This window comes from Polaromonas sp. P1_E12, from assembly GCF_056405975.1.
The window spans coordinates 303271-327708 of the sequence record NZ_JBFUBB010000002.1 but is presented as its reverse complement, the minus strand read 5'-3'; the positions used below and the strand labels follow the sequence as shown (position 1 = coordinate 327708).

General features: G+C 61.5%; 26 protein-coding genes. 11 read left to right on the top strand and 15 right to left on the bottom strand.

Features of this window, described 5'->3' with window-relative positions:
- Nucleotides 1-124 precede the first annotated feature (124 nt).
- Nucleotides 125-580, bottom strand: a complete 456-nt coding sequence (locus AC1D13_RS07360; RefSeq protein WP_457280097.1) for a CBS domain-containing protein — start codon at nucleotides 578-580, stop codon at nucleotides 125-127.
- Between the two features lie 171 nt (nucleotides 581-751).
- Between AC1D13_RS07360 and AC1D13_RS07355 the strand changes: the two genes are divergently transcribed.
- The 3 genes from AC1D13_RS07355 to AC1D13_RS07345 are packed head-to-tail and all read left to right on the top strand — an operon-like array spanning nucleotide 752 to nucleotide 4164.
- Nucleotides 752-2065, top strand: a complete 1314-nt coding sequence (locus AC1D13_RS07355) for an O-acetylhomoserine aminocarboxypropyltransferase (RefSeq protein ID WP_477665641.1) — start codon at nucleotides 752-754, stop codon at nucleotides 2063-2065.
- Nucleotides 2066-2068: 3 nt separating this feature from the next.
- Nucleotides 2069-2875 carry an alpha/beta fold hydrolase gene (locus tag AC1D13_RS07350; protein WP_477689271.1) on the top strand — a complete coding sequence of 269 codons (807 nt, stop codon included), beginning with the start codon at nucleotides 2069-2071 and terminating at the stop codon, nucleotides 2873-2875.
- Nucleotides 2872-4164 (top strand): cytochrome P450, encoded by a 1293-nt coding sequence (locus tag AC1D13_RS07345; RefSeq protein WP_477689270.1) that lies wholly within the window; start codon nucleotides 2872-2874, stop codon nucleotides 4162-4164. Before AC1D13_RS07350 ends, AC1D13_RS07345 begins: the two co-directional genes overlap by 4 nt.
- On the opposite strand, the gene AC1D13_RS07340 is transcribed toward AC1D13_RS07345, so the two are convergent.
- Nucleotides 4157-4534, bottom strand: a complete 378-nt coding sequence (locus AC1D13_RS07340; RefSeq protein ID WP_457280093.1) for a thioredoxin family protein — start codon at nucleotides 4532-4534, stop codon at nucleotides 4157-4159. The two genes, AC1D13_RS07345 and AC1D13_RS07340, sit on opposite strands and share 8 nt — an antisense overlap.
- A 159-nt stretch (nucleotides 4535-4693) precedes the next feature.
- Here AC1D13_RS07340 and AC1D13_RS07335 point away from each other — a divergent pair, with 159 nt between their 5' ends.
- Nucleotides 4694-5062: an Mpo1-like protein gene (locus AC1D13_RS07335; protein ID WP_457280092.1), complete on the top strand. Its 369-nt coding sequence runs from the start codon at nucleotides 4694-4696 to the stop codon at nucleotides 5060-5062.
- 63 nt (nucleotides 5063-5125) lie between these two features.
- On the opposite strand, the gene AC1D13_RS07330 is transcribed toward AC1D13_RS07335, so the two are convergent.
- The 4 genes from AC1D13_RS07330 to AC1D13_RS07315 all read right to left on the bottom strand — a co-directional run bounded on the left by AC1D13_RS07330 (nucleotide 5126) and on the right by AC1D13_RS07315 (nucleotide 7476).
- On the bottom strand, nucleotides 5126-5356 hold the full coding sequence (locus tag AC1D13_RS07330; protein ID WP_457280091.1) for a hypothetical protein: 231 nt from the start codon (nucleotides 5354-5356) through the stop codon (nucleotides 5126-5128).
- A complete protein-coding gene (locus AC1D13_RS07325; protein ID WP_457280090.1) occupies nucleotides 5353-5541 on the bottom strand; it encodes a DUF3606 domain-containing protein in 189 nt (62 codons plus the stop codon). Before AC1D13_RS07325 ends, AC1D13_RS07330 begins: the two co-directional genes overlap by 4 nt.
- Nucleotides 5542-5879: 338 nt before the next feature.
- Entirely contained in the window at nucleotides 5880-6116 is a 237-nt protein-coding gene (locus tag AC1D13_RS07320) for a hypothetical protein (protein WP_457280089.1), read from the bottom strand.
- 145 nt (nucleotides 6117-6261) lie between these two features.
- Entirely contained in the window at nucleotides 6262-7476 is a 1215-nt protein-coding gene (locus tag AC1D13_RS07315; RefSeq protein ID WP_457280088.1) for a YihY family inner membrane protein, read from the bottom strand.
- Between the two features lie 58 nt (nucleotides 7477-7534).
- Here AC1D13_RS07315 and AC1D13_RS07310 point away from each other — a divergent pair, with 58 nt between their 5' ends.
- The 7 genes from AC1D13_RS07310 to xth all read left to right on the top strand — a co-directional run bounded on the left by AC1D13_RS07310 (nucleotide 7535) and on the right by xth (nucleotide 14094).
- Complete coding sequence (locus tag AC1D13_RS07310; protein WP_457280087.1) at nucleotides 7535-7927, top strand: DUF2069 domain-containing protein; 393 nt, start codon at nucleotides 7535-7537, stop codon at nucleotides 7925-7927.
- A gap of 16 nt (nucleotides 7928-7943) precedes the next feature.
- Entirely contained in the window at nucleotides 7944-9365 is a 1422-nt protein-coding gene (locus AC1D13_RS07305; protein ID WP_457280086.1) for an FAD-binding oxidoreductase, read from the top strand.
- Nucleotides 9366-9435: 70 nt separating this feature from the next.
- Complete coding sequence (locus AC1D13_RS07300) at nucleotides 9436-10266, top strand: thymidylate synthase (protein ID WP_457280085.1); 831 nt, start codon at nucleotides 9436-9438, stop codon at nucleotides 10264-10266.
- Nucleotides 10263-12152 (top strand): M48 family metallopeptidase, encoded by a 1890-nt coding sequence (locus AC1D13_RS07295; protein WP_457306726.1) that lies wholly within the window; start codon nucleotides 10263-10265, stop codon nucleotides 12150-12152. Before AC1D13_RS07300 ends, AC1D13_RS07295 begins: the two co-directional genes overlap by 4 nt.
- A 5-nt stretch (nucleotides 12153-12157) precedes the next feature.
- The gene (locus tag AC1D13_RS07290; RefSeq protein ID WP_457280083.1) at nucleotides 12158-12640 is read left to right on the top strand and encodes a dihydrofolate reductase; all 483 of its coding nucleotides are present in this window, start codon (nucleotides 12158-12160) and stop codon (nucleotides 12638-12640) included.
- A gap of 44 nt (nucleotides 12641-12684) precedes the next feature.
- A complete protein-coding gene (locus AC1D13_RS07285; protein WP_477689269.1) occupies nucleotides 12685-13275 on the top strand; it encodes a DUF4337 domain-containing protein in 591 nt (196 codons plus the stop codon).
- Between the two features lie 42 nt (nucleotides 13276-13317).
- Nucleotides 13318-14094: an exodeoxyribonuclease III gene (gene xth, locus AC1D13_RS07280; RefSeq protein ID WP_477689268.1), complete on the top strand. Its 777-nt coding sequence runs from the start codon at nucleotides 13318-13320 to the stop codon at nucleotides 14092-14094.
- A gap of 298 nt (nucleotides 14095-14392) precedes the next feature.
- Here the strand turns inward: xth and ntrC are convergent, their stop codons facing one another.
- From ntrC to AC1D13_RS07235, 9 genes are all read right to left on the bottom strand, one after another.
- Nucleotides 14393-15913, bottom strand: a complete 1521-nt coding sequence (ntrC, locus tag AC1D13_RS07275; protein ID WP_477665634.1) for a nitrogen regulation protein NR(I) — start codon at nucleotides 15911-15913, stop codon at nucleotides 14393-14395.
- 94 nt (nucleotides 15914-16007) lie between these two features.
- Entirely contained in the window at nucleotides 16008-17117 is a 1110-nt protein-coding gene (gene glnL, locus AC1D13_RS07270) for a nitrogen regulation protein NR(II) (RefSeq protein ID WP_477689267.1), read from the bottom strand.
- 41 nt (nucleotides 17118-17158) lie between these two features.
- The gene (locus AC1D13_RS07265; protein ID WP_477665632.1) at nucleotides 17159-17689 is read right to left on the bottom strand and encodes a hypothetical protein; all 531 of its coding nucleotides are present in this window, start codon (nucleotides 17687-17689) and stop codon (nucleotides 17159-17161) included.
- Between the two features lie 181 nt (nucleotides 17690-17870).
- Nucleotides 17871-19286 (bottom strand): type I glutamate--ammonia ligase, encoded by a 1416-nt coding sequence (gene glnA, locus AC1D13_RS07260; RefSeq protein ID WP_431097519.1) that lies wholly within the window; start codon nucleotides 19284-19286, stop codon nucleotides 17871-17873.
- Between the two features lie 227 nt (nucleotides 19287-19513).
- Nucleotides 19514-20338 carry a competence/damage-inducible protein A gene (locus tag AC1D13_RS07255; RefSeq protein ID WP_477665631.1) on the bottom strand — a complete coding sequence of 275 codons (825 nt, stop codon included), beginning with the start codon at nucleotides 20336-20338 and terminating at the stop codon, nucleotides 19514-19516.
- A 24-nt stretch (nucleotides 20339-20362) separates the two neighbouring features.
- Complete coding sequence (locus AC1D13_RS07250; protein WP_477689266.1) at nucleotides 20363-21289, bottom strand: EI24 domain-containing protein; 927 nt, start codon at nucleotides 21287-21289, stop codon at nucleotides 20363-20365.
- A gap of 123 nt (nucleotides 21290-21412) precedes the next feature.
- Nucleotides 21413-22369, bottom strand: a complete 957-nt coding sequence (locus AC1D13_RS07245; protein ID WP_477665629.1) for a sterol desaturase family protein — start codon at nucleotides 22367-22369, stop codon at nucleotides 21413-21415.
- A 5-nt stretch (nucleotides 22370-22374) separates the two neighbouring features.
- Complete coding sequence (locus AC1D13_RS07240) at nucleotides 22375-23223, bottom strand: polysaccharide deacetylase family protein (protein WP_477689439.1); 849 nt, start codon at nucleotides 23221-23223, stop codon at nucleotides 22375-22377.
- A 151-nt stretch (nucleotides 23224-23374) separates the two neighbouring features.
- A complete protein-coding gene (locus AC1D13_RS07235; protein WP_477689265.1) occupies nucleotides 23375-24391 on the bottom strand; it encodes a YVTN family beta-propeller repeat protein in 1017 nt (338 codons plus the stop codon).
- Between the last annotated feature and the right edge of the window lie 47 nt (nucleotides 24392-24438).

Here is a 24438-nt window from a genome sequence, read left to right as displayed (position 1 = left end):
GCAGGCCAGATACCTAGCGCACCTGGCTATTATTTTGATAGCGCCTTGCGCTCTTCCTGATTGGGCTGATTGGGCTGGCGGCATCTTTTATGCAAAGAACACCATCAGGCCCGTACCACTCGTGTCAGCTGCGGTCGGCGCCGTCTTCTTCCGGCCAGTCGCGGATGTAGGCCTTGAGCATCTTGTTTTCGAAGTTCTGGCTGTCCACCACGGCCTTGGCCACGTCGTAAAGGCTGATCACGCCCATCATGACTTTCTGGTTCATCACGGGCATGTAGCGCGCGTGGCGTTCCAGCATCATGCGGCGGACTTCGTCGAGTTCGGTCTCCGACGTGCAGGTGAGCGGGTGGTCGTCCATGGCGGTGCGCACCAGCGTGCTGCCGATCTCGCCGCCGTTTTTGACGATGCAGACAATCACTTCGCGAAATGTCAGCATGCCGACCAGGTCACCGTGCTCCATGACGACCAGTGAGCCGATGTCTTTTTCGGCCATGATCTGGGCCGCCTTGGCAAGGGGTTCGTCAGGCTGGACGGTGTAAAGCGTGTTGCCCTTCACGCGCAGTATGTCTAGAACCTTCATGGCCATCTCCTCGGTTGTGCTGCTTGCCGGCCCTCATTGTCCCACCACAGCGCGGCAACAGGGAATTCAGTTTAAATATAGCCCACAATCAAACGGCAGGTTGCAAGAATCTGTTCGGGCTCCTGCGATTGCCCGGCGCACCGCCACTTTTTTCTGACTGGAGACAAACCCATGCCCGGTTACTCAGACCCCGGCTTCGACACCCTGGCGTTGCACGCCGGCGCCGCGCCCGACCCATCCACCGGCGCGCGTGCCGTGCCGATTCACCTGACGACTTCTTTCGTCTTCGAATCCAGCGACCACGCGGCCAGCCTCTTTAACCTCGAACGCGCGGGCCATGTCTATTCACGCATCAGCAACCCGACCAATGCGGTGCTGGAGCAGCGCGTGTCGGCCCTGGAAGGCGGCATAGGCGCGATTGCTACGTCGAGCGGGCAGGCTGCGCTGCACCTGGCAATTGCCACCTTGATGGGCGCCGGCTCGCACATCGTCGCCAGCACCGCGTTGTACGGCGGCAGCCAGAACCTGCTGCACTACACCTTGCGCCGTTTCGGCATAGCCACCACCTTCGTCAAGCCCGGCGACCTGGACGGCTGGCGCGCCGCCGTGCGGCCCAACACCAAACTTTTCTTCGGGGAAACCGTGGGCAACCCGGGCCTCGATGTGCTGGACATCGAAGCGGTGTCGAGCATTGCCCATGAAGCCGGCGTGCCTCTGCTGGTGGACTCCACCCTCACCTCACCCTGGCTCATCAAGCCCTTTGACCACGGCGCCGACCTGGTCTACCACTCGGCGACCAAGTTCCTGAGTGGCCACGGCACGGTGATCGGCGGCGTGGTGGTGGATGGCGGCAGTTTCGACTGGGAAAAGTCCGGCAAATTTTCCGAGCTGACCGAGGCCTACGAAGGCTTTCACAACATGGTGTTCAGCGAGGAAAGCACCGTGGGCGCCTTCCTGCTGCGCGCGCGGCGTGAGGGCTTGCGCGACTTCGGCGCCTGCATGAGCCCGCACACGGCATGGCTGATTCTGCAAGGCATTGAAACCCTGCCGCTTCGCATGGCGCGGCACATGGGCAATACCGAAAAAGTGGTGCAGTTTCTCGCCGCCCACCCGCTGGTCTCGCGCGTGGGCCATCCGATGCTCGAATCGCACCCCAGCCACGCACTGGCCAAAAAGCTGCTGCCGCGCGGCGCCGGCTCAGTGTTCAGCTTCGACATCAAGGGCAACCGTGAACAGGGCAAGGCCTTCATCGAAGCGCTGAAAGTCTTCAGCCACCTGGCCAACGTAGGCGACTGCCGCAGCCTGGTGATCCACCCTGCCAGCACCACGCATTTCCGCATGAGCGACGAAGCGCTGGCGGCCGGCGGCATCACGCAGGGAACGATTCGCCTGTCGATTGGCCTGGAAGACCCGGACGACCTGCTGGACGACCTCAAGCGCGCCCTCAAGGCGGCAGAAAAAGCCGCCGTGAAAGCGGGGACCTGAAGCATGTACCTCGACGTCAACGGCCATAAAACGTATTGCTACACCGGCGGCAAACCTTTTGATGCGGCCAAACCCACGGCTGTGTTTATCCACGGCGTTCTGAACGACCACAGCATCTGGATACTGCAGACCCGCTACTTCGCGCACCACGGCTTCAACGTGCTGGCACCCGACTTGCCCGGCCATTGCAAAAGCGAAGGTGAGCCGCCGCAATCAGTCGAAGAAGCGGCGGCCTTCATCATCGCGCTCCTCGATGCGGCCGGCATCAAGACCGCCGCACTGGTGGGCCACAGCTTCGGCTCCCTCACGGCGCTGCATGCGGCGTCCACTGCACCGCAAAGGGTGACGCACCTGGCGCTACTGGGAACCGCCGCACCGATGACGGTTTCCCCCGCGCTGCTGGACAACGCACTGAACCAGCCCATGAAGGCGATTGATATGGTCAACACCTTCTCGCACTCCATGCTGGCGCCGCCACCCTCATCGCTGGGCCCGGGCACCTGGCTGTACGGAGGGTCGAAGGCGCTCATGAAACGGGTGCTGGCCAGCAATACCAAAATCAACCTGTTCCACCGCGGCTTCAAGGCCTGCGACGACTACACCGGCGGTGAAGCGGCCATCGAAAAAGTACAGTGCCCGGTGCTGTTCATCCTGGGCAAGAACGATTCCATGACCTTGCCCAAAATGGCGGCGCCGCTGCAGGCCAAAGCAAAAAATGCCAGGACGGTGATGCTGCAGGCCGGCCACCAGATGATGACCGAAGCACCCGAAGGGGTTTTGTTTGCACTGAAGGATTTCATCAAGCCATGAGCGTGCTGACGGCCACGCCGGCGATGACGCAGCAGCGTGCGCAGGAAATCGCCGCCAGCTTCGACCTGCGCGCCTTGCCGCCGGATTTTTACGCCAACCCCTATCCGGTTTATGCAGTGCTGCGCGAAACCGAGCCGGTCAAGCGCATGCCGGATGGCTCCTGGTTTCTCACGCGTTACGCCGACCTGGTGGCGGTGTACCGCGATGCGCAAACCTTCAGCTCGGACAAGAAGGTGGAGTTCGAGCCCAAGTACGGAGCGGGCTCGGCCCTGTTTGAACACCACACCACCAGCCTGGTGTTCAACGACCCGCCGCTTCACACGCGCGTTCGCAAACTGATCATGGGCGCCCTTACGCGGCGCGCCATTGCCGATATGGAGCCCGGGCTCATCACGCTGGTCGATAGCCTGTTGGATGCGATCGAAAGCCGGGGCGGCGGTGATTTGATTGAGGATTTCGCTTCGGCGATCCCGGTGGAGATCATCGGCAACCTGCTGGGCGTGCCGCATGCCGACCGGTCGCCGCTGCGCGGCTGGTCGCTGGCCATACTCGGCGCGCTGGAACCCAAACCGACGCCCGAACAGGAAGCCCTGGGCAATAGCAGCGTGCGGGACTTCACCGGCTACCTCAAGGACCTGGTGGCCGACCGGCGCAAACACCCTGGCGACCCGGAACACGATGTGCTGACACGGCTGATCGGCGAAGAAGTGTCGGGGGAAAGACTCAGCGAAACGGAACTGCTGCAAAACTGCGTGTTCATCCTCAACGCCGGCCACGAAACCACGACCAACCTCATCGGCAACGCGCTGGTTTTGCTGCAGGAATGGCCGCACGCGAAGCAGATGTTGCTATCAAATTTGGAGCTGCTTGCGCAAGTAAATAAAGGGCTAGAGGCCGATTTGGCAATTGAAATCGATGAATTCCTGCGTTTTGAGTCATCCAACCAGCTGGGCAATCGGCGTGCGCTCAAGGCCTGCCAGGTGGGCGGTGTGGACTTGCCCGAAGGCGCGTTGCTGACGCTGTGCATTGGAGCCGCAAACCGCGACCCGGCGCAGTTTGCCCAGCCCGAACACCTGGACCTGGCACGCCAGGACAACCGCCACCTGGCCTTCGGCTTCGGCATTCACCAGTGTGCCGGACTCAGCCTGGCCCGGCTTGAAGGCCGCGTTGCCATCGGCCGCTTTCTGCAGCGCTTTCCGCACTACCGCCTGACCACCAGCCCCACTCGCGGCGGCCGTGCGCGCTTCAGGGGTTTTCTGAAGGCGCCGTTTTCAACGACGGCTACCTGACCTGGCGTTGCGTGCCCACGCGGTGCGGCGCCGTTTCCAGCGCCCGCAACAGTGCCTGCGTGGATGGCAAATGAGGCACTGCCCTGATGTTGGTCTGCTCCAGCGAGTCCAGCAGGCGTGCAAGGGTTTGCGCATGCGGCGTCAAGGGGCCCAGAAAGTGCGTGCCGCCCGCATCGGCAATCAGCAGCGTGGGAAAGGTTTCCACTTCCAGGTCTCCGACCAGCTCGGCTTCGTCTTCAATGTCCAGCCAGACAAACCGGCTTTCCGGATAGCGCAAGGCCATTTCCGAGAAGACGACACCGTAGTCGCGGCAAAGGCCGCACCAGTCCGCGCAGAGGCAAATTACCCATCGCGCGGGGGGCGTCGTCACAGGCGGTTCACCATGGGGAGTTTCTGGAAGCAGATCGGTTGGCATGCAGGCAGGAGCGCGGAAAGGGTGTGACGAGGGCTGGCGGCCATGGATTGACTATTATGGCCAGCGTCGCAAAATGAGGCGCACCACCGGATATCCGGCGCAGGAGACAAACCCATGAATGCCATCAGCCCCGATTCGGCGGAAACCGGCGCCACGACACCCGTTGATCCCCGCAGCTTTGCGTCTTTCGCGGATTTTTACCCCTTCTACCTGGGCGAGCATCGCAACCCGACCTGCCGCCGCCTGCACTTTGCAGGCTCAAGCCTCACGCTGCTCTGCCTGGCGGCGCTGCTGATGACCCGCAACCCGTGGTGGCTGCTGGCCGGCCTGCTGTGCGGCTACGGCTTCGCCTGGATCGGGCATTTTGGGTTCGAAAAGAACCGGCCCGCCTCGTTCAAGCGGCCACTCTACAGCTTCATGGGAGACTGGGTCATGTACCGCGACATGTGGGTTCAGGCCTTGCGGCGCATCAAAGGCAACTGAGCCCGTTTCCAGGCGTGGCCTTAGCCTCCCACAACGGGCTCTAACGGACCTTATCGGGCTTTATCAGGAGTCCAGTGACTGCAAAGGGCCGGTTTTTAACGCCTTGAGGCATGCCGCACCTGCCTGCAACGCCGCCTCATGCGTGGGGTACGGGTGGTCGGAGCCTTCAATGCGCAGGTCCGCCATGTGCTCTTGGGCTGACAGCTGCGTGACCACCCAGTAAAAAAGACCTGCTGACGGCTCCTTCACCCGCACCGCGAGCGGCCCGGGCGCATCGGGAATGGCGGCACTCATAAAGACCGCCCGAGCTCAGTGCTCACGTCTTTGGCGGCAGGGCCTACTTCCGCCACGGCAACACGCAGTTCAAGCTCGCTGCAATCGAGTGCGCTGACCCAGTATTTCAGGGAGGCTTCCTCGTTGATGTTGATGGGCTCGTTTGTCAGGGCCGGGTCGGCGATCAGGTTCGATGGTGATGTCACGGTTCTCTCCAGCTTGGTTGTCAATTGAGGGGATTGCAGCAGATGGAGAGAATCGTGGCGTAAGCATAAAGATGGTCTTGTAAGAATTCCTCCCGCGCGCCTGAAGGCCTAACGGGCGAAAATTTGTGCGGTGCAGCATAAAAATTCTTACAAGGCTTACGTCCCCCGAACGGCTTTTGCAGGATGAGGCAATCAGGCTTGAAAACGGGCTCAAACCTGCCTCCTGGCACGCATTTGGGCTGAAGCGGAGTCTTGCCAAATCGCAAGGAGGCCACGTCAGGAGGGCAAAACGACGCGGGTATGCGCTTGACCCGCCGCGAAGGCGCGACGCAAAAAAATTAAAGGCCGGACTCGCCGTCTACCCGGATGCCCAACTGCTTGACCTTGACGCGCTGCTCCACGGCCTGACTCCACATTTCGAAGTCTTTATTGGTGGGCGCCGGGCCCTTGCCGGTCTGGTAGGCCCACATTTTCGCCGTCAGCTCTTCGTAGATCTGTCGGGCTTCCTGGTGCGCCTGCCGTTCATGGGCAATGGCGCCGTCCAATTTTTCCCTGGCTGGTGTTTTTGATGGCATTGTCAGTGCGTGAAAAAATCAAAAATCAGATTTTGTTACAACACGCCGACAGGCACAAATATCCCCAAACAGCGACTGGTTTTTAGTCCGGATGGACTAGCCCCGAAACCTGCTGTGCGGGGATTGGCGGGTCGGAGTTGGCGGTTTACAGCGCGTCGCGCAGCCGTATGGCCGGCCACCGGGCCTTTTCCCAGAGGCCCTGGACCGCTTCGGCTTTGTCCAGCAGAAGTTGCTGTATCAGCGGCTCCAGCGGCGTGGCGTCGGGATCGGCCAGCAGCAGGTAACGGGCTTCTACCTCGCCCTCGGCTTCATTGAGCTGGCCTACCCAGTCCAGGGCAACCAGTGTTTCCAGTACCGGCTCCAGCTGCAGCCCGTCCACCTGAAGCAGCTCGGCCAGCTGCGAAGCGCTGACGCCCTTGCGCGGGGTAGCCAGTGCCCGGTGCAACTGCTGGAGCACTTCAATGGCCAGCTGGAAATGCCAGCCATGCGCGCTGCCGCGACGGGCCACTCCGGCCAGGAGACTGGGCAGGTACGCGGCAATCACAGCGCCCATCAGCACGATGACCCAGGACACATAAATCCATACAAGGAGGATGGGCAAGGTAGCGAACGCGCCATACACCAGCGAATAGGTCGGCACAGCACCGAGATACAGGCTCAGCACGCGTTTGGCCACCTCGATGCCCGCAGCCACAAACAGGCCCCCTACCCAGGCATGCGACCACTTCACGTAGGTATTGGGCACATAGCGGTACATCGCCGCCATGCCCCCCGCCACCAGGAAAAACTGCAGAACGCTGAGCAGAAAACGCAGGCTGACGGGCAAAGCGCCCACCAGGCCGCCCGAGGCCGACAGCACATAAGAAGTGACCGCCAGGCTGGCCGCCAGCAGCAGCGGCCCCAAGGTAATGGCAGCCCAATAAATGAGCACACGCTGCGTCAGTGGCCGCGCCTTTTTGACGCGCCAGATACCGTTGAGCGTTCGGTCAATGGTCAGGATGAGCGCGATGGCCGTGACCAGAAGCACGGCCAGGCCCGCGATGCCCAGCTTATTGGCCTGGCGGCTGAATTGCGTCAGGTAACCCAGCACCTGGCGGGCGATGTTGTCGGGGATCAGGCTCTGAATCAGCCAGGCCTGCAGGGCGCCCTGCAACTTCGAGAACATCGGGAAGGCCGTAAAGATGGCCAGCGCCACCGTAAAAAACGGCACCAGCGCGATCGAGGTGGTGAAGGTCAGGCTGCTGGCGGTCAGGCCCATGTGGTCTTCCCGGAAACGGTCACGCAGCGTGAGCGCTGTGCCGCGCCATGGAAAGCGCGACAGGTCGCTCAAGAGGTCCTCGAGATATTGCTGAAATTTCATCCCCGGTATCATGCCACTGACCTTGAACCTGTTGACGGTCCAGCGGGTTCCCATGACCATGAACAAAACAACGCAAATTGACATCACCCGCCGGCTCGCGCTGGCCAGCCTGCTGGGCCTTATCGTGCTGGGCCTGGCCTGGGAAATGTGGCTGGCGCCCATACGCCCGGGCGGCTCATTACTGGCGCTCAAAGTGCTGCCGCTGTGCATCCCGCTGGCCGGCATCATGAAAAACCGCATGTACACCTACCGCTGGGTCAGCCTGCTGGTGTGGCTTTATTTCACCGAAGGCGTGGTGCGGGCCTGGAGCGACCGCGCCCCCGGCAACTACCTGGCCTTCATCGAGGTACTGCTGTGCCTCACGCTGTTTGTCGCCTGCGCGATGCATGTGCGGGTGCGGCTGAAAAACGCCTCCACCGCTTCCAGCGCCTCAAATCCATCAACCCCTTAACCTGAAGCCGAACATCGTGAGCACACACACCCAACTGATTGAGTCCCTGCGCCAGATCGTCGGCGCACCCAATGTCCTGATTGATGGCGACCTGACGCCCTGGGTACAGGACTGGCGCAGGCGCGAAACCGGCAAGGCCCTGGCCGTGGTGCGTCCTGGCTCCACGCCTGAAGTCGCGGCCGTGGTGAAAGCCTGCGCCGCAGCACGCGTGAGCATCGTGCCGCAAGGCGGCAATACCGGCATGGTGGTAGGGTCGACACCCGACGACACCGGCACGCAGGTCGTGCTCAGCCTGACACGCATGAACAAGGTGCGCACGCTGGACGCCGGCAACCTGACCATCACGGTCGATGCCGGCTGCGTGCTGCAAAACCTGCAGGAAGCCTGCGAAAAAGCCGGTTTCCTGTTTCCCCTGAGTCTGGCCTCGGAAGGAAGCTGCACCATTGGCGGCAACCTCGGCACCAACGCCGGCGGCACCCAGGTCGTGCGCTACGGCAATACGCGCGACCTCTGCTTGGGCCTGGAAGTCGTCAACGCGCAGGGCGAAATCTGGGACGGCCTCTCTGGCCTGCGAAAAGACAATACCGGCTACGACCTGCGCCACCTGTTCATCGGCAGCGAAGGCACGCTGGGCGTGATCACCGGCGCCATCATGAAGCTGTATCCCATGCCCAAATCCCAGCTCACCGCTTTTGCCGCGGTGCCATCGCTTGAGGCTGCCGTGCAGTTGCTGGGTCTGGCGCATGAGCACCTGGGCTCCGGCCTGACCGGTTTCGAAGTCATGGGCCAGTTCGCACTGGGCCTGGTGGCCAGGCACTTCCCGCAACAACGCGTGCCTTTCTGGCAAGAGCACGCCTGGTGCGTGGTTCTGGAGAACTCGGACAACGAATCCGAAGCCCATGCGCGTGAATGCTTCGAGCGACTGCTGGAAGCCGCCATGGAGGCCGGTTGCGTTGCCGACGCCGTGGTCGCCGAGAGCATGGCGCAGGCGCACGCACTGTGGCACATCCGTGAAAGCATCCCGATGGCGCAGGCCGAAGAAGGCCTGAACATCAAGCACGACATCTCGATCAACGTGTCGCGCATCCCCGAATTCGTGACTGAAACCAATGCCCTGCTGCTCGCGCGTTTTCCCGGCGCGCGCATGGTCGTCTACGGCCACCTGGGCGACGGCAACCTGCACTACAACGTGCAGGCGCCGGAGAATGAAGACCAGGCACGTTTCCTGAACGAGCAGGAGACGCCCATGAATGCCCTGGTCTACGAAGCGGTGGACCGCTACCGGGGCTCGATCTCGGCCGAACACGGTGTGGGGAGCCTCAAGGTCAACACGCTGCCCAAGCACAAATCACCTGTGGCTCTGGACATGATGCGCGCCATCAAACAGGGCCTGGACCCTCATAACCTGATGAACCCGGGACGGGTGCTAAAGGCATAATTAAACCTTTGGCCGCACGCCGCCCCGCCGGCCCCCGCCCCCCTCCTGACCCCAAGCCGACTGGTTGTAAATGACCCGCCCCATCCGCTCTCAATATGAAGATTTCATGCGCCATGTGGACACCCACGGCGCCTTCAAGGCCGACCGCACCGGCACCGGCACGAAAAGCGTGTTCGGCTACCAGATGCGCTTTGACCTGAATGAGGGCTTTCCGCTGGTGACCACCAAAAAGGTTCACCTCAAATCCATCGTGCATGAGCTGCTGTGGTTTCTGCAGGGATCGAGCGACAACAACTGGCTCAAGGAACGCGGCGTCACGATCTGGGACGAATGGGCGCGCGAAGACGGTGACCTGGGCCCGGTTTATGGCGTGCAATGGCGCAGCTGGCCAACGCCGGATGGCGGCCACATCGACCAGATCAGCGAAGTCATCAAGACGCTGAAGACCAACCCTGATTCGCGCCGCATCATCGTGAGCGCCTGGAACGTGGCCGACCTCTCCAAGATGGCGCTCATGCCCTGCCACGCGTTTTTCCAGTTCTATGTGGCGCCATCTGAAGTCCAGGGTCAGCCCGGCAAACTGAGTTGCCAGCTCTACCAGCGCAGCGCTGACATTTTCCTGGGCGTGCCTTTCAACATTGCCAGCTACGCTCTCCTCACCCACATGGTGGCGCAACAATGCGGCCTGGGTGTGGGTGATTTCATCTGGACCGGTGGCGACTGCCACATCTACAGCAACCACCATGAGCAGGTGGCCTTGCAGCTGAGCCGCAAGCCTTTTGCCTACCCCACGCTGCAGATCAAGCGCAAACCCGAATCGATCTTTGACTATCAGTTTGAAGATTTTGAGTTTCTCGAGTATCAGCATCACGACGCCATCAAGGCGCCGGTAGCGGTGTGACATCCGTGCAGGCAGGCGCTCCCTCCGCAGCGCCGGCTTCCACGTTCAATTCGCGGCAACGGTTTTCACTCACACTGCTGGCTCTGGCCTCGGAGCTGATCTTTGTGACGGTGGTCATCTTGCCGATCGCGCCCTTCGTGATGCTTCAGGCCGCCATTTGGGGACCCGGTTTTGCCGCGGTGTTTGGCCTCGCGGCCTTTCTCTTCCTGTGGTGGCTGGTCCAGCCCTCGCCCGGCACGGTTGGCCGGCACACCATTCGCCGTGAAGAAGCACCCGCGCTCTTTGAGATGGTGGACGGCTTGTGTACCAGCGCCGCGGCGCCGCGCATCCACCGCATCGTGCTGGACAACGAACTGAACGCGGCGGCTTATCAAACCGGCGGCTTCCTGTCGTTGTTTGGCAGCCGCCGCACTCTCATACTGGGTGTCCCCTTGCTGAAGATGCTGAACAAGGACGAAGTGAAAGCCGTCATCGCGCACGAGCTGGGGCACTTTTCCCGCAACCACGGGCGTCTGGGTCACTGGATCTACAGGGTGCGGGCCAAATGGGACCACTACCTTCACATGCAAGGCAACGACAGCTTCGTGGATGGGGGGCTGAAGGCCATCGCGTCCTGGTTTGTTCCCTACTTTGTCTCGCGATCATCCAGCTGGTCCCGCCAGTGTGAATTCGAGGCCGACGCCGTCGCAGCGCGGACTTCCTCAGCGCGCCACCTCACCGACGCTCTTGCCAGGCTGGAATTTATTTCTTTTCTTCTGGCCCGGAAACTGCCCACGCAATTGAGCAACCTGCGCATGCAATCGGCGCAAGCGCCCGGCAACTTCTGGGGGCTGACATCCGATTTTGTCGAGGCCCATGGCAGCTTCATGCCGCAGGCGCTCGCGGAGGGAGCCAGCCGCCCACGGCGTGCGCAAGACACCCACCCGCCGCTGCATGAACGTGCGGCGGCGCTCGGCCTGCAGGTCGAGCCGCCGCCGGTTGAAAGCTCGCCCTGCGCCGGAGACATGCTTCTCGGCAAGGAATGGGCCCGGGTTTTGTCGGCCTGCAATGAGGATTGGCAGAAAAACACGCAGGCCGACTGGCGATTCGACCACCTGCGGATGCGGTGGCTGGTGGCCGGTGGGGTGCATGTGCTCTTCTCCGAACAAACGCCCGCCCAGACCGAACTGGCGACGGCGATTGTGCAAGAGCAGTTGCAGAGCGACGACTCAAGCCTGGCCCTGCTGTCTGCAGCGGCCGCCCGCCATCCCGAAATGGCCATGGCCCGGTTCTACTTCGGCCTGGCGTTGCTCGAAAGAGGCGACAACGCCGGCGTCGAGGAATTGCGGCAATCGATCCGGCTGGACAAACGCATCGCCCTCGGGGCGCAGAACGTTATTTGCGGCTATCTCGCATCGCACGGCGACCCGAAGGCCGCACGTGAAGCCGTCATACGCCGCCGCTACACGCACAGGAGGCTGACGCCGCTGTACGAGCAGTTGTGGGAGGCCCTCCTGTGCCGCCCTGTACGCGCCATCGCACCCGGTGCGGCGCCGCTTCTGGCGGAGGTGCTGGCGGGTGAATCACTGACCGACGGCTGCTGGGCCGTGCAGCTGGACCTGCCCGACGCGGCAGGCCTGTCTCATACCGTGAATATCCTCGTGGTGCGGATTGACCATGAGCAAGCCCACACAACCGGCCTTGGCGAAGACGCGCTTCGCTCGCGTTACCAGGACTACCTTCAGGCCGTCACACCGCCCGACCAACTGGCGATGGTGCACACTGTCTATACCTCCGAGGCGCTCAATCCACGCCTGCTCAAGCAACTGCAAGCAGTTCCCGGCAGCGCGATCATCGCGCCGGCCAGGCCCCTGAATCTGGATATCATCCGGATCGATTCCCTCTGAACACCATGAAAATCCACATGATCTTCGCCCGCGCCGCCAACGGCGTGATTGGCCGCGACAACACCATCCCCTGGCGCCTGCCGGAAGACATGGCGCGCTTAAAGCGCCTGACGACCGGCTGGCCGGTCATCATGGGCCGCAAGACCTGGGATTCATTGCCGGTGAAATTCCGCCCGCTGCCCGGCCGCACCAACATCGTCATCACGCGGCAGCCTGACTGGAAAGACACCGGCGCCGAAACGGCCGCGAGCCTGGCCGACGCGCTGGCGCTGTGCGCATCTTCAGCCGAGGTGTGGATCCTGGGCGGCGCGCAGATTTACGCGCAGGCGATGCCGCTGGCAGATCGCATAGAAGTCACAGAGATCGCCGAAACTATTGAGGGCGACGCCTACGCGCCGCCCTTGGGGCCCGAATGGCGGGAGGCCGCACGTGAAAATCACGTGTCGGCCAACGGAATGAAGTTCAGCTTCATCACCTACCAAAAATAAAACTATCCATAACAGATAACAACACACACACGAGGGAAACAGATATGTCAGGAGGCGGATTTCACGTACACGGGCCCCACGACCATGAGCTCGAGCATGCGGCTCAAGGCGGCCACGGCGGCCACGACAACGGCGGCATGATCGCGCAAATCGCGGTCATCACGGCCATCATTGCCACCATAGGCGCCATCTTTGCCTACATGGGCGGTGCCACGCAGGCCAATGCGGGCTTGTATAAAAACAACGCGGCCATCAAGAAGACGGAAGCTTCCAACCAGTGGAATTACTTCCAGTCGAAAAGCACCAAGCAGTCGCTGGCCGAACTCGCCCGCGACCTGGCGCCTGAGGACAAAAAAGCCGGCTACCAGGGCAAGGTAGACCGCTACGAAAAGGAAAAGAATGAGATCAAGGCCGGCGCCGAGAAGCTAGAAGCCGAAGCCACCACCTGGGACAAGTCGTCCGATGAGCAGATGCACCAGCACCACCGCTGGGCGCAGGCCACCACGGTGCTGCAGGTGGCCATTGCCCTTGCGGCCATTGCGCTGCTGACCCGCAAGAAGTGGCTTGAATACGGCATGTTCGTCGTGGCCGGGGTGGGTTTGGTCATCGGCGTACTGGCTCTGCTACATATTTGATAGCTGCTTGCGCATGTTCTTATTGGGCCGGAGCACTAAATCATGAAAATTTCCACCTGGAACGTCAACTCCCTGACCGCGCGGCTTGCGCATGTGCTGAACTGGCTTGCGGCCAATCCTGTCGACGTGTTGTGCCTGCAAGAGCTCAAGATGACGGACGACAAGTTCCCGCTGGAAGCGCTCAAGGCCGCCGGCTATGAAGCCGCCGCTTTCGGCCAGAAAACCTACAACGGCGTGGCCATCCTGTCGCGCACGCCGCTGCGTGACGTGGTGAAAAACATCGTGGGGTTTGAGGACGAGCATTCACGCGTCATCGCCGCCACGGTGGACGGCCCTGCCGGCCCCATCCGCGTGCTGAACGGCTATTTCGTCAATGGGCAGGAGCCCGGCAGCGAAAAGTTCGCCTACAAGATGCGCTGGCTGGGTGGCCTGCAGGCTTATGTACGCGCGGAGATGGCAGCCCACCCACAACTGGTGTTGCTGGGGGACTTCAACATCACACCGGAAGATCAGGATTCGTTCGACCCAGAGGGCTTGCGCGACACCATTCACCACACCAAGGAAGAGCGTGAGCATTTCCGCCAGCTGGTGGCGCTGGGCCTGACCGACAGTTTCCGCATGTTCGAGCAGCCGCTCAAAAGCTTTTCGTGGTGGGACTACCGCATGCTGGGCTACCAGAAGAACCGCGGCCTGCGCATCGACCACATCCTGGTCAGCGACGCCCTGAAGCCGCAAGTCAAAGGCTGCACCATAGACCGCGTGCCCCGCAAATGGGAAAAGCCCAGCGACCATGCGCCAGTGACCGTGGAGATCGGCTGACCCCCGTCCAGGCTCACTTCGTGTAGCCTGTTCCCCCAAAAGTGATGCACCCCTGTCCAAGCTCACTGCGTGTAGCTTGTTCCCCCCTCAAGGGGGCGGCGCCTGCGGCCCGGCAAAGCCGGTTCCGCGGCTGCCCACTGGTGAATACCAGCCCTCACTGCTTACGCACTGAACTCTTAAAACCAGCATGAGCCGCGGGACTGGCTTTGCTAGACCGCAGGCGGGGGGCCCCCTCGGGGGGCAGGAAGCTACACGAAGTGAGCGACCGTGGGGGCCACATCCACCGTGGGGGCCACATTCACTCCAGATTGAGTTCCTGAATCTTGCGCGTGATGGTATTGCGGCCTATGCCTAACTTTTGAGCGGCCTCAATGCGGCGCCCGCGTGTATTGACCAGTGCGGTCTGAATCAGCTTGGATTCAAAACGCCGGGTCAGCACATCCCACACATCGCTGCGACCGGTCGCCAGCAACGCCAGGGCTTCTGCTTCAAGACCACTTTCCCAGCTTTGTTCAGGGCCAGAGACCGGCGGAACCGGTACGGCCGCTTCAGCCCCATGGCTGGCAGGAGTTTTCTCCGCGGCGCCTGCCGACCACTCCGCTTTGGCCGCCCCAACCTTCTCTGCGAAAACGGGGTTTCTGCCCGATTCGGGAACAATGCCCAGCACTTCGGGCGGAAGATCCTTGGGCTCAATCACCTGCGCCGGCGCCATGACGGTGAGCCAGTGGCAAATGTTTTCGAGCTGGCGCACATTGCCGGGAAAACCAAAGTTGCTGAGCTGCTGCAGCGCTGTATCGGAAATCCGCTTGGGCTCCACACCGAGCTGCTTGGCGCTTTGTTGCAGGAAGTGGCGTGTCAGCATGAAGACATCCTCGCGCCGCTCGCGCAGTGCGGGCAGGCGCAGGCGGATCACATTGAGTCGGTGGAACAGATCTTCGCGGAAGCCGCCCTCCTTGACGCGTTGCTCCAGGTCCTGGTGAGTGGCAGCGATCACGCGCACATTGGCCTTGACGGCGTTGTGCCCGCCGACGCGGTAGAAATGGCCGTCACTCAGCACACGCAAAAGGCGCGTCTGCAAGTCAAACGGCATGTCGCCGATTTCATCGAGAAAGAGCGTACCGCCCTCAGCTTGTTCAAAGCGGCCGCGCCGCATGGTCTGCGCGCCGGTGAACGCGCCGCGCTCATGACCGAACAGTTCGCTTTCCAACAAATCCTTGGGGATGGCCGCGGTATTGATGGCCACAAAGGGCCCGTTGGCGCGCGGCGAATGCTTGTGCAGCGCACGCGCCACCAGTTCCTTGCCTGAACCGGACTCACCGGTGATCATCACGGTCACCATGCTCTGGCTCAGCCGTCCGATGGCGCGGAAAACGTCCTGCATGGCCGGCGCCTGGCCAAGCATTTCGGGCGCGGAGGCCATGCGCTCTTCAGCCACCTCTTCGCGCTGGCTTTCTTCCACTGCGCGGCGAATGAGTTCTACCGCCTTTGGCAAGTCAAACGGCTTGGGCAGGTATTCGAAAGCGCCGCCCTGGAAGGCGGACACCGCGCTGTCGAGGTCGGAGAACGCGGTCATGATGATGACCGGCAGGCCGGGGAGTTTTTCCTTGACCTTTTCGAGCAGGTCGAGGCCAGAGCCGCCCGGCATGCGTATGTCGCTCACAAGAATTTGCGGCCCTTCATCCTCCGTCGCGCTTTCCAGTGCGGCAAGAACTTCGCGGGGATTGGTGAAACTGCGCGTAGGAAGGTCCTCGCGGAGCAGGGCCTTTTCCAGAACAAACCGGATGGACTGGTCATCATCAACGATCCAGATCGGTTTCATGTAGTGCAGTCCCTTTTTTCGTGCTTTCAATGCAGGGCTTTCTGGAACCCTCTGCACGATCGCGTTATGTATCAATCATGGCTGAGAACACATTTCAAGGCAGCGGTATAAGCAGCTTGAAATCTGTACGGCCCGGCACACTGTCGCACTCAATCAAACCGTGGTGTTGCTGGACAAAGGTTTGCGCCAATGTCAGCCCCAGCCCCGAACCACCTTCCCGCCCGGATACCAGCGGATAGAAGATGCGGTCTTTGATGGAGTCCGGCACACCCGGTCCATTGTCGATAACATGCAATTCCAATGCCAAGCGATAGCGCTGCTTGCCAAAAGTTACCTGCCTGGCGATTCTTGTCCTGAAAGTGATGTGCGCATTGCCTGCCGCCACCCGTTCCGCCAAAGCCTGCGCGGCGTTGTGTGCGATGTTCAACACCGCCTGAATGAGCTGTTCGCGGTCTCCGCGGAAATCAGGAATCGAGATGTCGTAGTCGCGTGTAACCCTCAAACCTTTTGGGAACTCCGCCAGGATCAGGGAGCGCACGCGCTCACACACTTCGTGAATATTGACATCGCCCACCAAGTGCGGGCGGCGGTGCGGGGCCAGCAGGCGATCTACCAGCGTCTGCAGGCGGTCTGCCTCATGGATGATGACCTGGGTGTACTCGGTCAGGTCCTTGCCGATTTCCATCTGCAGCAACTGCGCAGCGCCGCGAATACCGCCCAAGGGGTTTTTGATCTCGTGGGCCAGGTTGCGGATCAACTCCTTGTTGGCCTGCGCCTGGTCGATCAGGCGCTCTTCGCGCTCCTGCTTGGCCTGCTGCTCCAGCGGCAGCAGCTCCACAATCGCCTCACCCGGGGTGTCGGTTTGCGCCACCACCACATGCACGGGCAGCGGTTCGTGGTTCAGGCGCCTGAGCCACGCGTCGTAACGCAGGGCGGCAAATTCATTGCTGCCCGCGCCCTCCAGCGCATTTTGCAAAATGAGCGGCTCGGTAAAGCAATCGGGGAGCTGCGAGCCTTCAATGGTCCGCCGCGAGGTGCCCAGCGCGTCTTCCAGCGCGGCATTGGCAAACACCACAGTGCCGTCGGTACGCACCACAGCCACCAGCGTGGCCAGCAGGTCAAACGCCTGAAAGCGGGGGGGAAGTCCGGTGACCGGGACGGACGATAAAGCGGCACGGATGGAGGGCTTGTTCAAGCCATCCATTTTCCTCCAGAAGCCGGCTCGCCGCGGCTTATCGCCTTGGTTTAATTGACGACGGCGGCTGAGGCCGGGGCAGGCAGGCGGGAAATTTCGCGCTTCAGGCCGGCAATGTCACTCTGGTTACGGGTGATGCTGTCCTTGAGCTCGGCCACGCGGTCCAGGTAGCGCTGGTAATTACGGCTCTCAATGCCCTGTTTTTCAGGTTCACCGTTGTTGAATTCTTTTTGCTGCTCGGCCAGCTTGGCTTCGGCCTTTTTCAACTCGGCCTCAAGGATGGCGCGCGAATCGTTGTCGCGGGTCCGCTGTTCGGGGCTGCCATCGGTGCGCGGGCCACTGGAGCCTGCGGCCGCAGCCACGCGAACCGCGGCTTTGGGCACCGGCGTGCTCTGCATCACCGTCACATTGCCGCCGGACAGCAGTTTGCAGCTCCGGGTTTGGGCGTCTTTTGTGTTGTTGATGTATTCAGGGGCCGCACCCCCGACTCCTGCGCAGCGGTATACCTGCTGCGCCCATGCAGCATTCCCCGCGCCAGCCAGCAGCAACGACAAGGTAGAAAGCAATAAGGTGTGTTTCATAGGTACTCCCGATGCCCAATAAGGGCGAGGACGGTCTATCAGTATGCGGCAAAGGCGCCGAAATACAAAGCCAGCAAACCCACAACCGGCTTGGGCAATAAAAAAGGACGGCATATGCCGTCCTTTTTTGACCACAAACTGTGTAAATAAACAGTAGGCGGTTGGGCTTTCGCCCCCCTGATTACAGGGAGTAGTACATCTCGAATTCGATGGGGTGGGTCGCCTGGCGCAAGCGGGTCACTTCACCCATCTTCAGTTCAATGTAGGCGTCGATCATGCTGTCGGTGAACACACCGCCCTTGGTCAGGAAGCTGCGGCCCACGTCGAGTGCGTCCAGCGCCTGGTCCAGGCTGTGGCACACGGTTGGTACTTTTGCATCTTCCTCGGGTGGCAGATGGTACAGATCCTTGGTGGCGGCTTCGCCGGGATGGATCTTGTTTTCCACGCCGTCCAGACCCGCCATCATCAGGGCCGAGAAGCCCAGGTAAGGGTTCATCAGTGGATCGGGGAAACGCGCTTCGATACGGCGGCCCTTTGGATTGGCAACGTAAGGAATGCGGATCGATGCCGAACGGTTTTTGGCCGAGTAAGCCAGCTTGACCGGCGCCTCATAGCCAGGAACCAGACGCTTGTAGCTGTTGGTGCCTGGGTTGGTGATGGCGTTCAGGGCGCGTGCATGCTTGATGATGCCGCCGATGTAGTACAGGGCGAAATCAGACAGGCCTGCATAGCCGTCACCGGCAAACAGGTTTTTGCCGTCTTTCCAGATGGACTGGTGAACGTGCATGCCGGAGCCGTTGTCGCCGACAACAGGCTTGGGCATGAAGGTGGCGGTTTTGCCGTAGGCGTTGGCCACGTTCTGCACGACGTATTTCAGGACCTGGGTCCAGTCGGCGCGCTGAACCAGCGTGCTGAAACGGGTACCGATTTCGTTCTGGCCGGCACCGGCCACTTCGTGGTGGAACACTTCGACGGGGATGCCCAGCGACTCGAGGATCAGGGCCATTTCGGCGCGCATGTCTTGCGTGCTGTCGACAGGAGGCACGGGAAAGTAGCCGCCCTTGACGGTAGGACGGTGGCCGCGGTTGCCGCCTTCGAGCTTGGCACCAGAATTCCAGGGCGCTTCGTATTCTTCGATCTTGAAGAAGGTGCCCGACATGTCGGTGTTCCAGCGCACGTCGTCAAAGATGAAGAATTCTGGCTCGGGGCCGAAGTAAGCAGTGTCGCCCAGGCCGGAAGCCTTGAGGTAAGCCTCTGCGCGCTGCGCGATGGAGCGCGGGTCGCGGTCATAGGCCTTGCCGTCGGCGGGCTCAAGCACGTCGCAGCTCATGAACAGCGTGGTTTCTTCAAAGAACGGATCGATGTTGGCCGTCTTTGGGTCAGGCATCAGTTGCATGTCGGAGGCTTCAATGCCCTTCCAGCCGGCAATTGAGGAGCCGTCGAATGCATGGCCCGACGTGAATTTGTCTTCGTCAAAGTGGGACACGGGCACGGTCACGTGCTGTTCTTTGCCCCGGGTATCGGTAAAACGAAAGTCAACAAACTTGACTTCGTTTTCCTTGACCATTTTCATGACGTCTGCGACGGTCTTTGCCATCAAAATCTCCTGTTGCTGGATGGGTGGTTGAAAAATCTATTCGGGCTGTCGAATGCACTTTTTGTGCCACAGACATTGGCGGTTGAGTTTCCCGCCAAGCCCCGGATTGTGCCGTGATCTGGCTTCAGTTCCAGCCTTTGGCAGGCTGAAAATGCAAAAAACACCGGCCAGCACCGAATGCACCATGATCGTGCATCAACATACACGCACAAGCTTGGTGCAAAAAATTAACGCACCAACTCGGGGCCTAACTTCAGGTCAAATTTGTGCAGCCCGGCCAGCATGGCTGGATAGGCCAAATTGACCGCCTCGGGCGCGCCTTTGACGCCCAGTTCAATATGGCGGCCATATTCCGGGTGGTCCACGCTGGGCAGGCTAAACACTTTCACTCCCGCATGGGCCGCTTCAATATCGAGCATCAGGGGCGTGAGCATGGCCTCCATGGACCCAAAAATGATCACCGACTTCTCGGTGTAAGGCGATTTTTGGTGCAGGTGGGCGTACTGGTTGTCGAGCACCCATTCAATCATCGGCCAAGCCATCACCGGGAAGCCGGGAACGAAGTGAACCGCCCCCTGCCCCGCCCGGCAGGTAAAGCCCGGTATCTTGTTATAGGGGTTCGGAATAATCTCCGCGCCGACCGGAAACACGCCCATGTTCAACCGGTGGATGTTGTCGTCGCGGTCAGGCTCGTAGGGTGTCCCCTGCTCTTTCGCCACATCCGCCATGCGCTCAAGGATCAGGGTTTTGGCCGTGGGGTGCAGCGCGAGCTCAAGGCCCAGCGCCTTGGCCGCGCACTGCCGCGTATGGTCGTCCGGTGTGGCCCCTATACCGCCGCAGGAAAAGACCACGTCGCCGTGTTCACGCGCGGCGGCAAACGCCCGCGCCAGCGTGGCCGTGATGCGGGCGGGGTCGTCGCCCACGTAGTCGGCATAGGCCAGCTGCAAGCCGCGCGCGCCCAGCAGTTCGATGGCTTTGGGCAGGTGCTTGTCGGCACGTTTGCCGGAAAGGATTTCGTCGCCGACGATGATGAGGCCGAATTGTGGGGTCATGTTCAGGCTTGTCAGGTAACGGGTTCAGGGTTGTGATTCGGGCTTGCCGCCCAGTGAGCCGAAGCTGGGCGCCGGCCCGGGGAGGGCATCGGGGGCCAGCTCATTTGCTATCGATTCAATAGCTGCTTGCGCAAGCGGGTCGGGCGCCAGGGCATTATTCTTCTTGCGAAGTTGTTCCAGGGCCGACAGCGTGTAGTGCGCAAACCAGAGCGAGGAAAACGCAAACACCAGGGTGTAGATCCAGATGGCCACCGGCACCAGGATGGGCGCCATGGCCACAAACATCGCGCCCGAGGCCCACAGCAGGCTGGGGGCCGCACCCAGGTAACCGCTGAACACACCGATCGCCAGCAGCGGCAGGCGATGCTCCTTGAATATCTGGCGCCGCTCTTCACTGCTGGCGTGGTCCACCATGGCGTCATAAGACATGACACGGTAAGTCAGCCAGCCCCAGATCAGCGGCGGCAGCACCAGGATCAGCGGTGGAATCAGCCAAAGCGGAATCGAAACGACCAGCGCCACCACGGCCAGCAAAGTGGAGCCCAGCGACCAGAACAGGCTGGTAAACAGGGAGCCTCCACGCTTGCGCTCCATCTGGGGAAAGCGCCGTTCAGCCACCAGGGCCACCATGGCCGGCGTCATGAGCAATGCCACGAAGAGCAGTGAGACGATGATGATCACGGGGATGATCAAAAGCAGGAGCAGCACCTTGGGCAGTACAGACTGCAGCTGGCCCAGGCCCAATCCCTCCAGCCAGCGAACCATGGCATCAACCAGCTCGAAGCTCCCAAGTTGCACGCGGATGGCTTCCGCAGCACTGTCCCAGAAGAAGTAGCCCAGGGTCAGCGAAACCACCCCCATGATCACCAGCGGCAGGATCGACAGCACAATGACCCGCGGGTGCAGGCAATACATCGCGGCGCGCCAGAAGGCGTCAAGAAGTTTGCTCATGCTGAAAGTGTAGCCCCCACAGTCGTTCACTGCGTGTAACTCCTTGCCCCCCGAGGGGGCCGCCCGCCTGCGGTCTGGCAAAGCCAGTCCCGCGGCTCATGCTGGGTTAAGAACTCAGCAAGTTCAGGCTTTGCCAACGAGGCGTTTCAGGCCCAGCCACTGCTGCGACCAGAAACCTTTGCCGTAGTCGCGGTTGGCTTCGACCTGGTCGCGAATGCCCGTCGGGTCATAACGCTGCTCAAAATTGACAGTGCGGAACAGCATGTCCCACCAAGGGAGCAGCACGCCGAAGTTGTGGCCCCCCAGTGTTTTGGGTCCGTGGCTTTCGTGGCCAATGCCAATGCTGTGGTGCAAGCGGTGAAAGCGCGGGCTGATCCACAGGCGCTCGCCCACATGCCCGAACCACATCCGCACATTGGCATGCTGAAAGCTCTCGCTGAGCTGGGTAAAGGCCACGATGGCAATGAACTGCCCCGGCGCCACGCCGATGAGCTGGGCCACCAGCACGACGATGGAATCAACCAGGATGTCGTCCAGCAGGTGGTTGCGGTTGTCGCTCCACATCGTCATCTGCCGCTGCGCATGGTGCAGCGAATGCAGGCGCCACCACCACTCGATCTGGTGCTGGCCGCGATGCGTCCAGTACGCCACAAAGTCAAACACCACGAGGTAAATCGCGAAGCTGACGAGGGCGTTGTCCGTCACACCTGGCCAGAGCTGGTCCAGGTGGAAAGTGCCATAGCCGGCCGTGCGCAGCGCGCCAAAAGCCTCGTCAAACCACGGGTCCAGCGTGAAAAACAGCGCGATGCGAAACAGGCCCAACCGGTGGATCAGGGTGTAGAGCACATCGGTGCGTATGGTGGCCCGGTCCAGCACGGGTTCTACCGGCCGCCAGCGCTGCAGCGGGCCGACGATGGCCAGCAATATCAGCACCTGGATCACGCCCACCATGAACCAGGCAGTGGCGTCGTAGCCGTCTTCCAGCAGATTGCCCATGCCCAGCGCAAACATGGCCGGCTGTACGGCCGACTCAAACAGCCACTGCTGCGCCATTGAAAAGAGATCGCTGAACCAGTCCATGTGGCTTATTTTGAAGGCCTGGCAGGCACCGGGGCGGCCTGCGACGCAATCCAGTCTTTGTACTGGGGATGTTCAGCCAGGGTCTTGAAGCAAAAGCCCCGCGACTGCAGGCCGGTAATGAGCGGCTCCAGCACGGCAGGCGCCCAGGGGTCCTTGCGCGACCAGATGCCCAGGTGGGCCAGCAGGATGTCGCCGGAGCGGATGTCGCGCAGTGCCTTCTTCAGCAGGAAATCATTGCCGAACCTCTCGCTGGCGAGCTCGTCGCCCAGAAAACCAGCGGGCGACCAGCCCACATGCTCAAAGCCGCAGGACTTGGCCGCCGCCAGCAACGCGGGCGAGGTTTTACCGCCCGGCGCACGAAAGAGCGGCAGTGTTTTTTTTCCGGTGATTTCTTCGAGGCGTTTGCTGGACTTGCCGATTTCCTCGCAGTACTGCTTCGCCGTCCAGGTGAAGTCCTTGCCTTCCAGCGGGCCCGCAGAAGGCCGCATCTTGAACTGCACCGGTGCACCGGGTGCGCCGGGTACATCGCCCCGCCAATAAACGTGGTCCCAGGTGTGCGAGGCAAATTCGTGGCCTTCACCCGCCCGTGCCTTCCACCAGCCAGCCCACTGTGTACCCAGGCTGCCATCGCCGGTTTGCGTGCGCTCATTGGCGGCAAAAAAGGTGACCTTGACCTTGTGCTTGTTCAGCACCTCAGCCATCAGCGACGCAACAGCCATGTGGCCAGTGTCCAGCGTCAGGTAGACGGGTTTGCAGGCCGCTTCGGCCGGCTGCGGTGCATTTTGTGCGGCTTTTTGTGCATTGTTTTTGCCTGCAGCCCAAGCAGGATGAGCGCAAGCAGCTGCAAAAATGATAGCAAGTAACGCCCGCAGCGGACCCGGTGCAGCGGCGGTCCACTGGGACTCTTCAAGCAAGCAGGGGCCGCGGAACCGGCTTTGCCGGGCCGCAGGCGCAGCGGCCCCCCCGGGGGGCAGCGACCCACACAAAGTGGGGGAGCGTGGGGGCCTATCTAGGTGCGTGGTCAAGCGTCCAGACGCCATGGGGGCTCTTTCCAACATTGACCTGCCGGACGATCTTGTGGCTTGCCACGTCGATCACCGTGAGCTTGCGCGCCCAGCGCGATGTGACCAGTATCTGCTTGCCGTCACGGCTCACGTCGATACAGTCAGGGCCGCCCGGCGCGGGGTAGTTGTCCACCACTTCCAGGGTCTGCAGGTCGATCTTGCTGATGCTGTTGGCCACGCGGTTGCTGACCAGCACATGGCGTTTGTCGCCAAAGGCGCGGAACGCGTGGGCGCCGGCGCCGGTCTTGATGACCTTGATGCGCTGCGGTTGCGCGCCGCTCACGTCATACACCTCGACGGCGTCGCCGCCGGTCAGGCCCACCAGCAGGTGCTTGTCGTCGGCTGTGCCGTACACGTCAGCCGGGATGGAGCCGGTCTTGACACGCCATTTGATGGACTGGCTGGGCAGGTCGATGGCGATCAGCTCGTCGCTGTCCTGCATGGTCGAATAAATCGTGGTGCTTTTGGTGTCGATCCACAAATGGCTCGGTGTCCGGCCGGTGGCCACGCGCCTGGCCAGCGTGATGTCCTTGCCGTCCCACTTGTAGATGTCGATGTGGTTGAGGCGGTTGGCGGCCGTCACAAACCATTTCATGTCGGGTGAAAAGCGCAGCTGGTACGGGTCGATGATGCCGCGCACCGTGCGCTGCACTTCAGCGGTTTTCGGGTCGATGAAGGTGAGCGAGTCCGACAGCGCGTTGGCAACAATCACCGATTTTTCATCGGGCGTGAGGTACAGGTGATGCGGCTGCTTGCCGGTGGCAATGCGTCTGGTTTCCGTCCAGGTGGCCGGGTTGATCACGCTGACACTGTCTTCGAGCGAGTTCAGCACAAAAACAGGCGTTGTGATTCCCGAAAGTGCGGCACCAGCGGCGGCCGTCTGGGCAAAGGCGGTGGAGCATGCCAAACCGGCAAGGGCAAGCAGCCAGGCGGCGGCAAAACGGACGAAAACATTCACAAAAACGGTCTTTCTACGTGCAACCGGCTAGTGTACCGGGCGTCAGC

Coding starts and splice junctions, on each gene's coding strand:
- AC1D13_RS07360 (WP_457280097.1), bottom strand. CDS start 580: ATGAAGGTTCTAGACATACTGCGCGTGAAGGGCAACACGCTTTACACC.
- glnL (WP_477689267.1), bottom strand. CDS start 17,117: ATGGATGGCTTGAACAAGCCCTCCATCCGTGCCGCTTTATCGTCCGTC.
- AC1D13_RS07265 (WP_477665632.1), bottom strand. CDS start 17,689: ATGAAACACACCTTATTGCTTTCTACCTTGTCGTTGCTGCTGGCTGGC.
- AC1D13_RS07310 (WP_457280087.1), top strand. CDS start 7,535: ATGAACAAAACAACGCAAATTGACATCACCCGCCGGCTCGCGCTGGCC.
- AC1D13_RS07285 (WP_477689269.1), top strand. CDS start 12,685: ATGTCAGGAGGCGGATTTCACGTACACGGGCCCCACGACCATGAGCTC.
- AC1D13_RS07350 (WP_477689271.1), top strand. CDS start 2,069: ATGTACCTCGACGTCAACGGCCATAAAACGTATTGCTACACCGGCGGC.
- AC1D13_RS07300 (WP_457280085.1), top strand. CDS start 9,436: ATGACCCGCCCCATCCGCTCTCAATATGAAGATTTCATGCGCCATGTG.
- glnA (WP_431097519.1), bottom strand. CDS start 19,286: ATGGCAAAGACCGTCGCAGACGTCATGAAAATGGTCAAGGAAAACGAA.
- AC1D13_RS07355 (WP_477665641.1), top strand. CDS start 752: ATGCCCGGTTACTCAGACCCCGGCTTCGACACCCTGGCGTTGCACGCC.
- AC1D13_RS07330 (WP_457280091.1), bottom strand. CDS start 5,356: ATGAGTGCCGCCATTCCCGATGCGCCCGGGCCGCTCGCGGTGCGGGTG.
- AC1D13_RS07345 (WP_477689270.1), top strand. CDS start 2,872: ATGAGCGTGCTGACGGCCACGCCGGCGATGACGCAGCAGCGTGCGCAG.
- AC1D13_RS07245 (WP_477665629.1), bottom strand. CDS start 22,369: ATGGACTGGTTCAGCGATCTCTTTTCAATGGCGCAGCAGTGGCTGTTT.
- xth (WP_477689268.1), top strand. CDS start 13,318: ATGAAAATTTCCACCTGGAACGTCAACTCCCTGACCGCGCGGCTTGCG.
- AC1D13_RS07335 (WP_457280092.1), top strand. CDS start 4,694: ATGAATGCCATCAGCCCCGATTCGGCGGAAACCGGCGCCACGACACCC.
- ntrC (WP_477665634.1), bottom strand. CDS start 15,913: ATGAAACCGATCTGGATCGTTGATGATGACCAGTCCATCCGGTTTGTT.
- AC1D13_RS07290 (WP_457280083.1), top strand. CDS start 12,158: ATGAAAATCCACATGATCTTCGCCCGCGCCGCCAACGGCGTGATTGGC.
- AC1D13_RS07320 (WP_457280089.1), bottom strand. CDS start 6,116: ATGCCATCAAAAACACCAGCCAGGGAAAAATTGGACGGCGCCATTGCC.
- AC1D13_RS07255 (WP_477665631.1), bottom strand. CDS start 20,338: ATGACCCCACAATTCGGCCTCATCATCGTCGGCGACGAAATCCTTTCC.
- AC1D13_RS07315 (WP_457280088.1), bottom strand. CDS start 7,476: ATGAAATTTCAGCAATATCTCGAGGACCTCTTGAGCGACCTGTCGCGC.
- AC1D13_RS07250 (WP_477689266.1), bottom strand. CDS start 21,289: ATGAGCAAACTTCTTGACGCCTTCTGGCGCGCCGCGATGTATTGCCTG.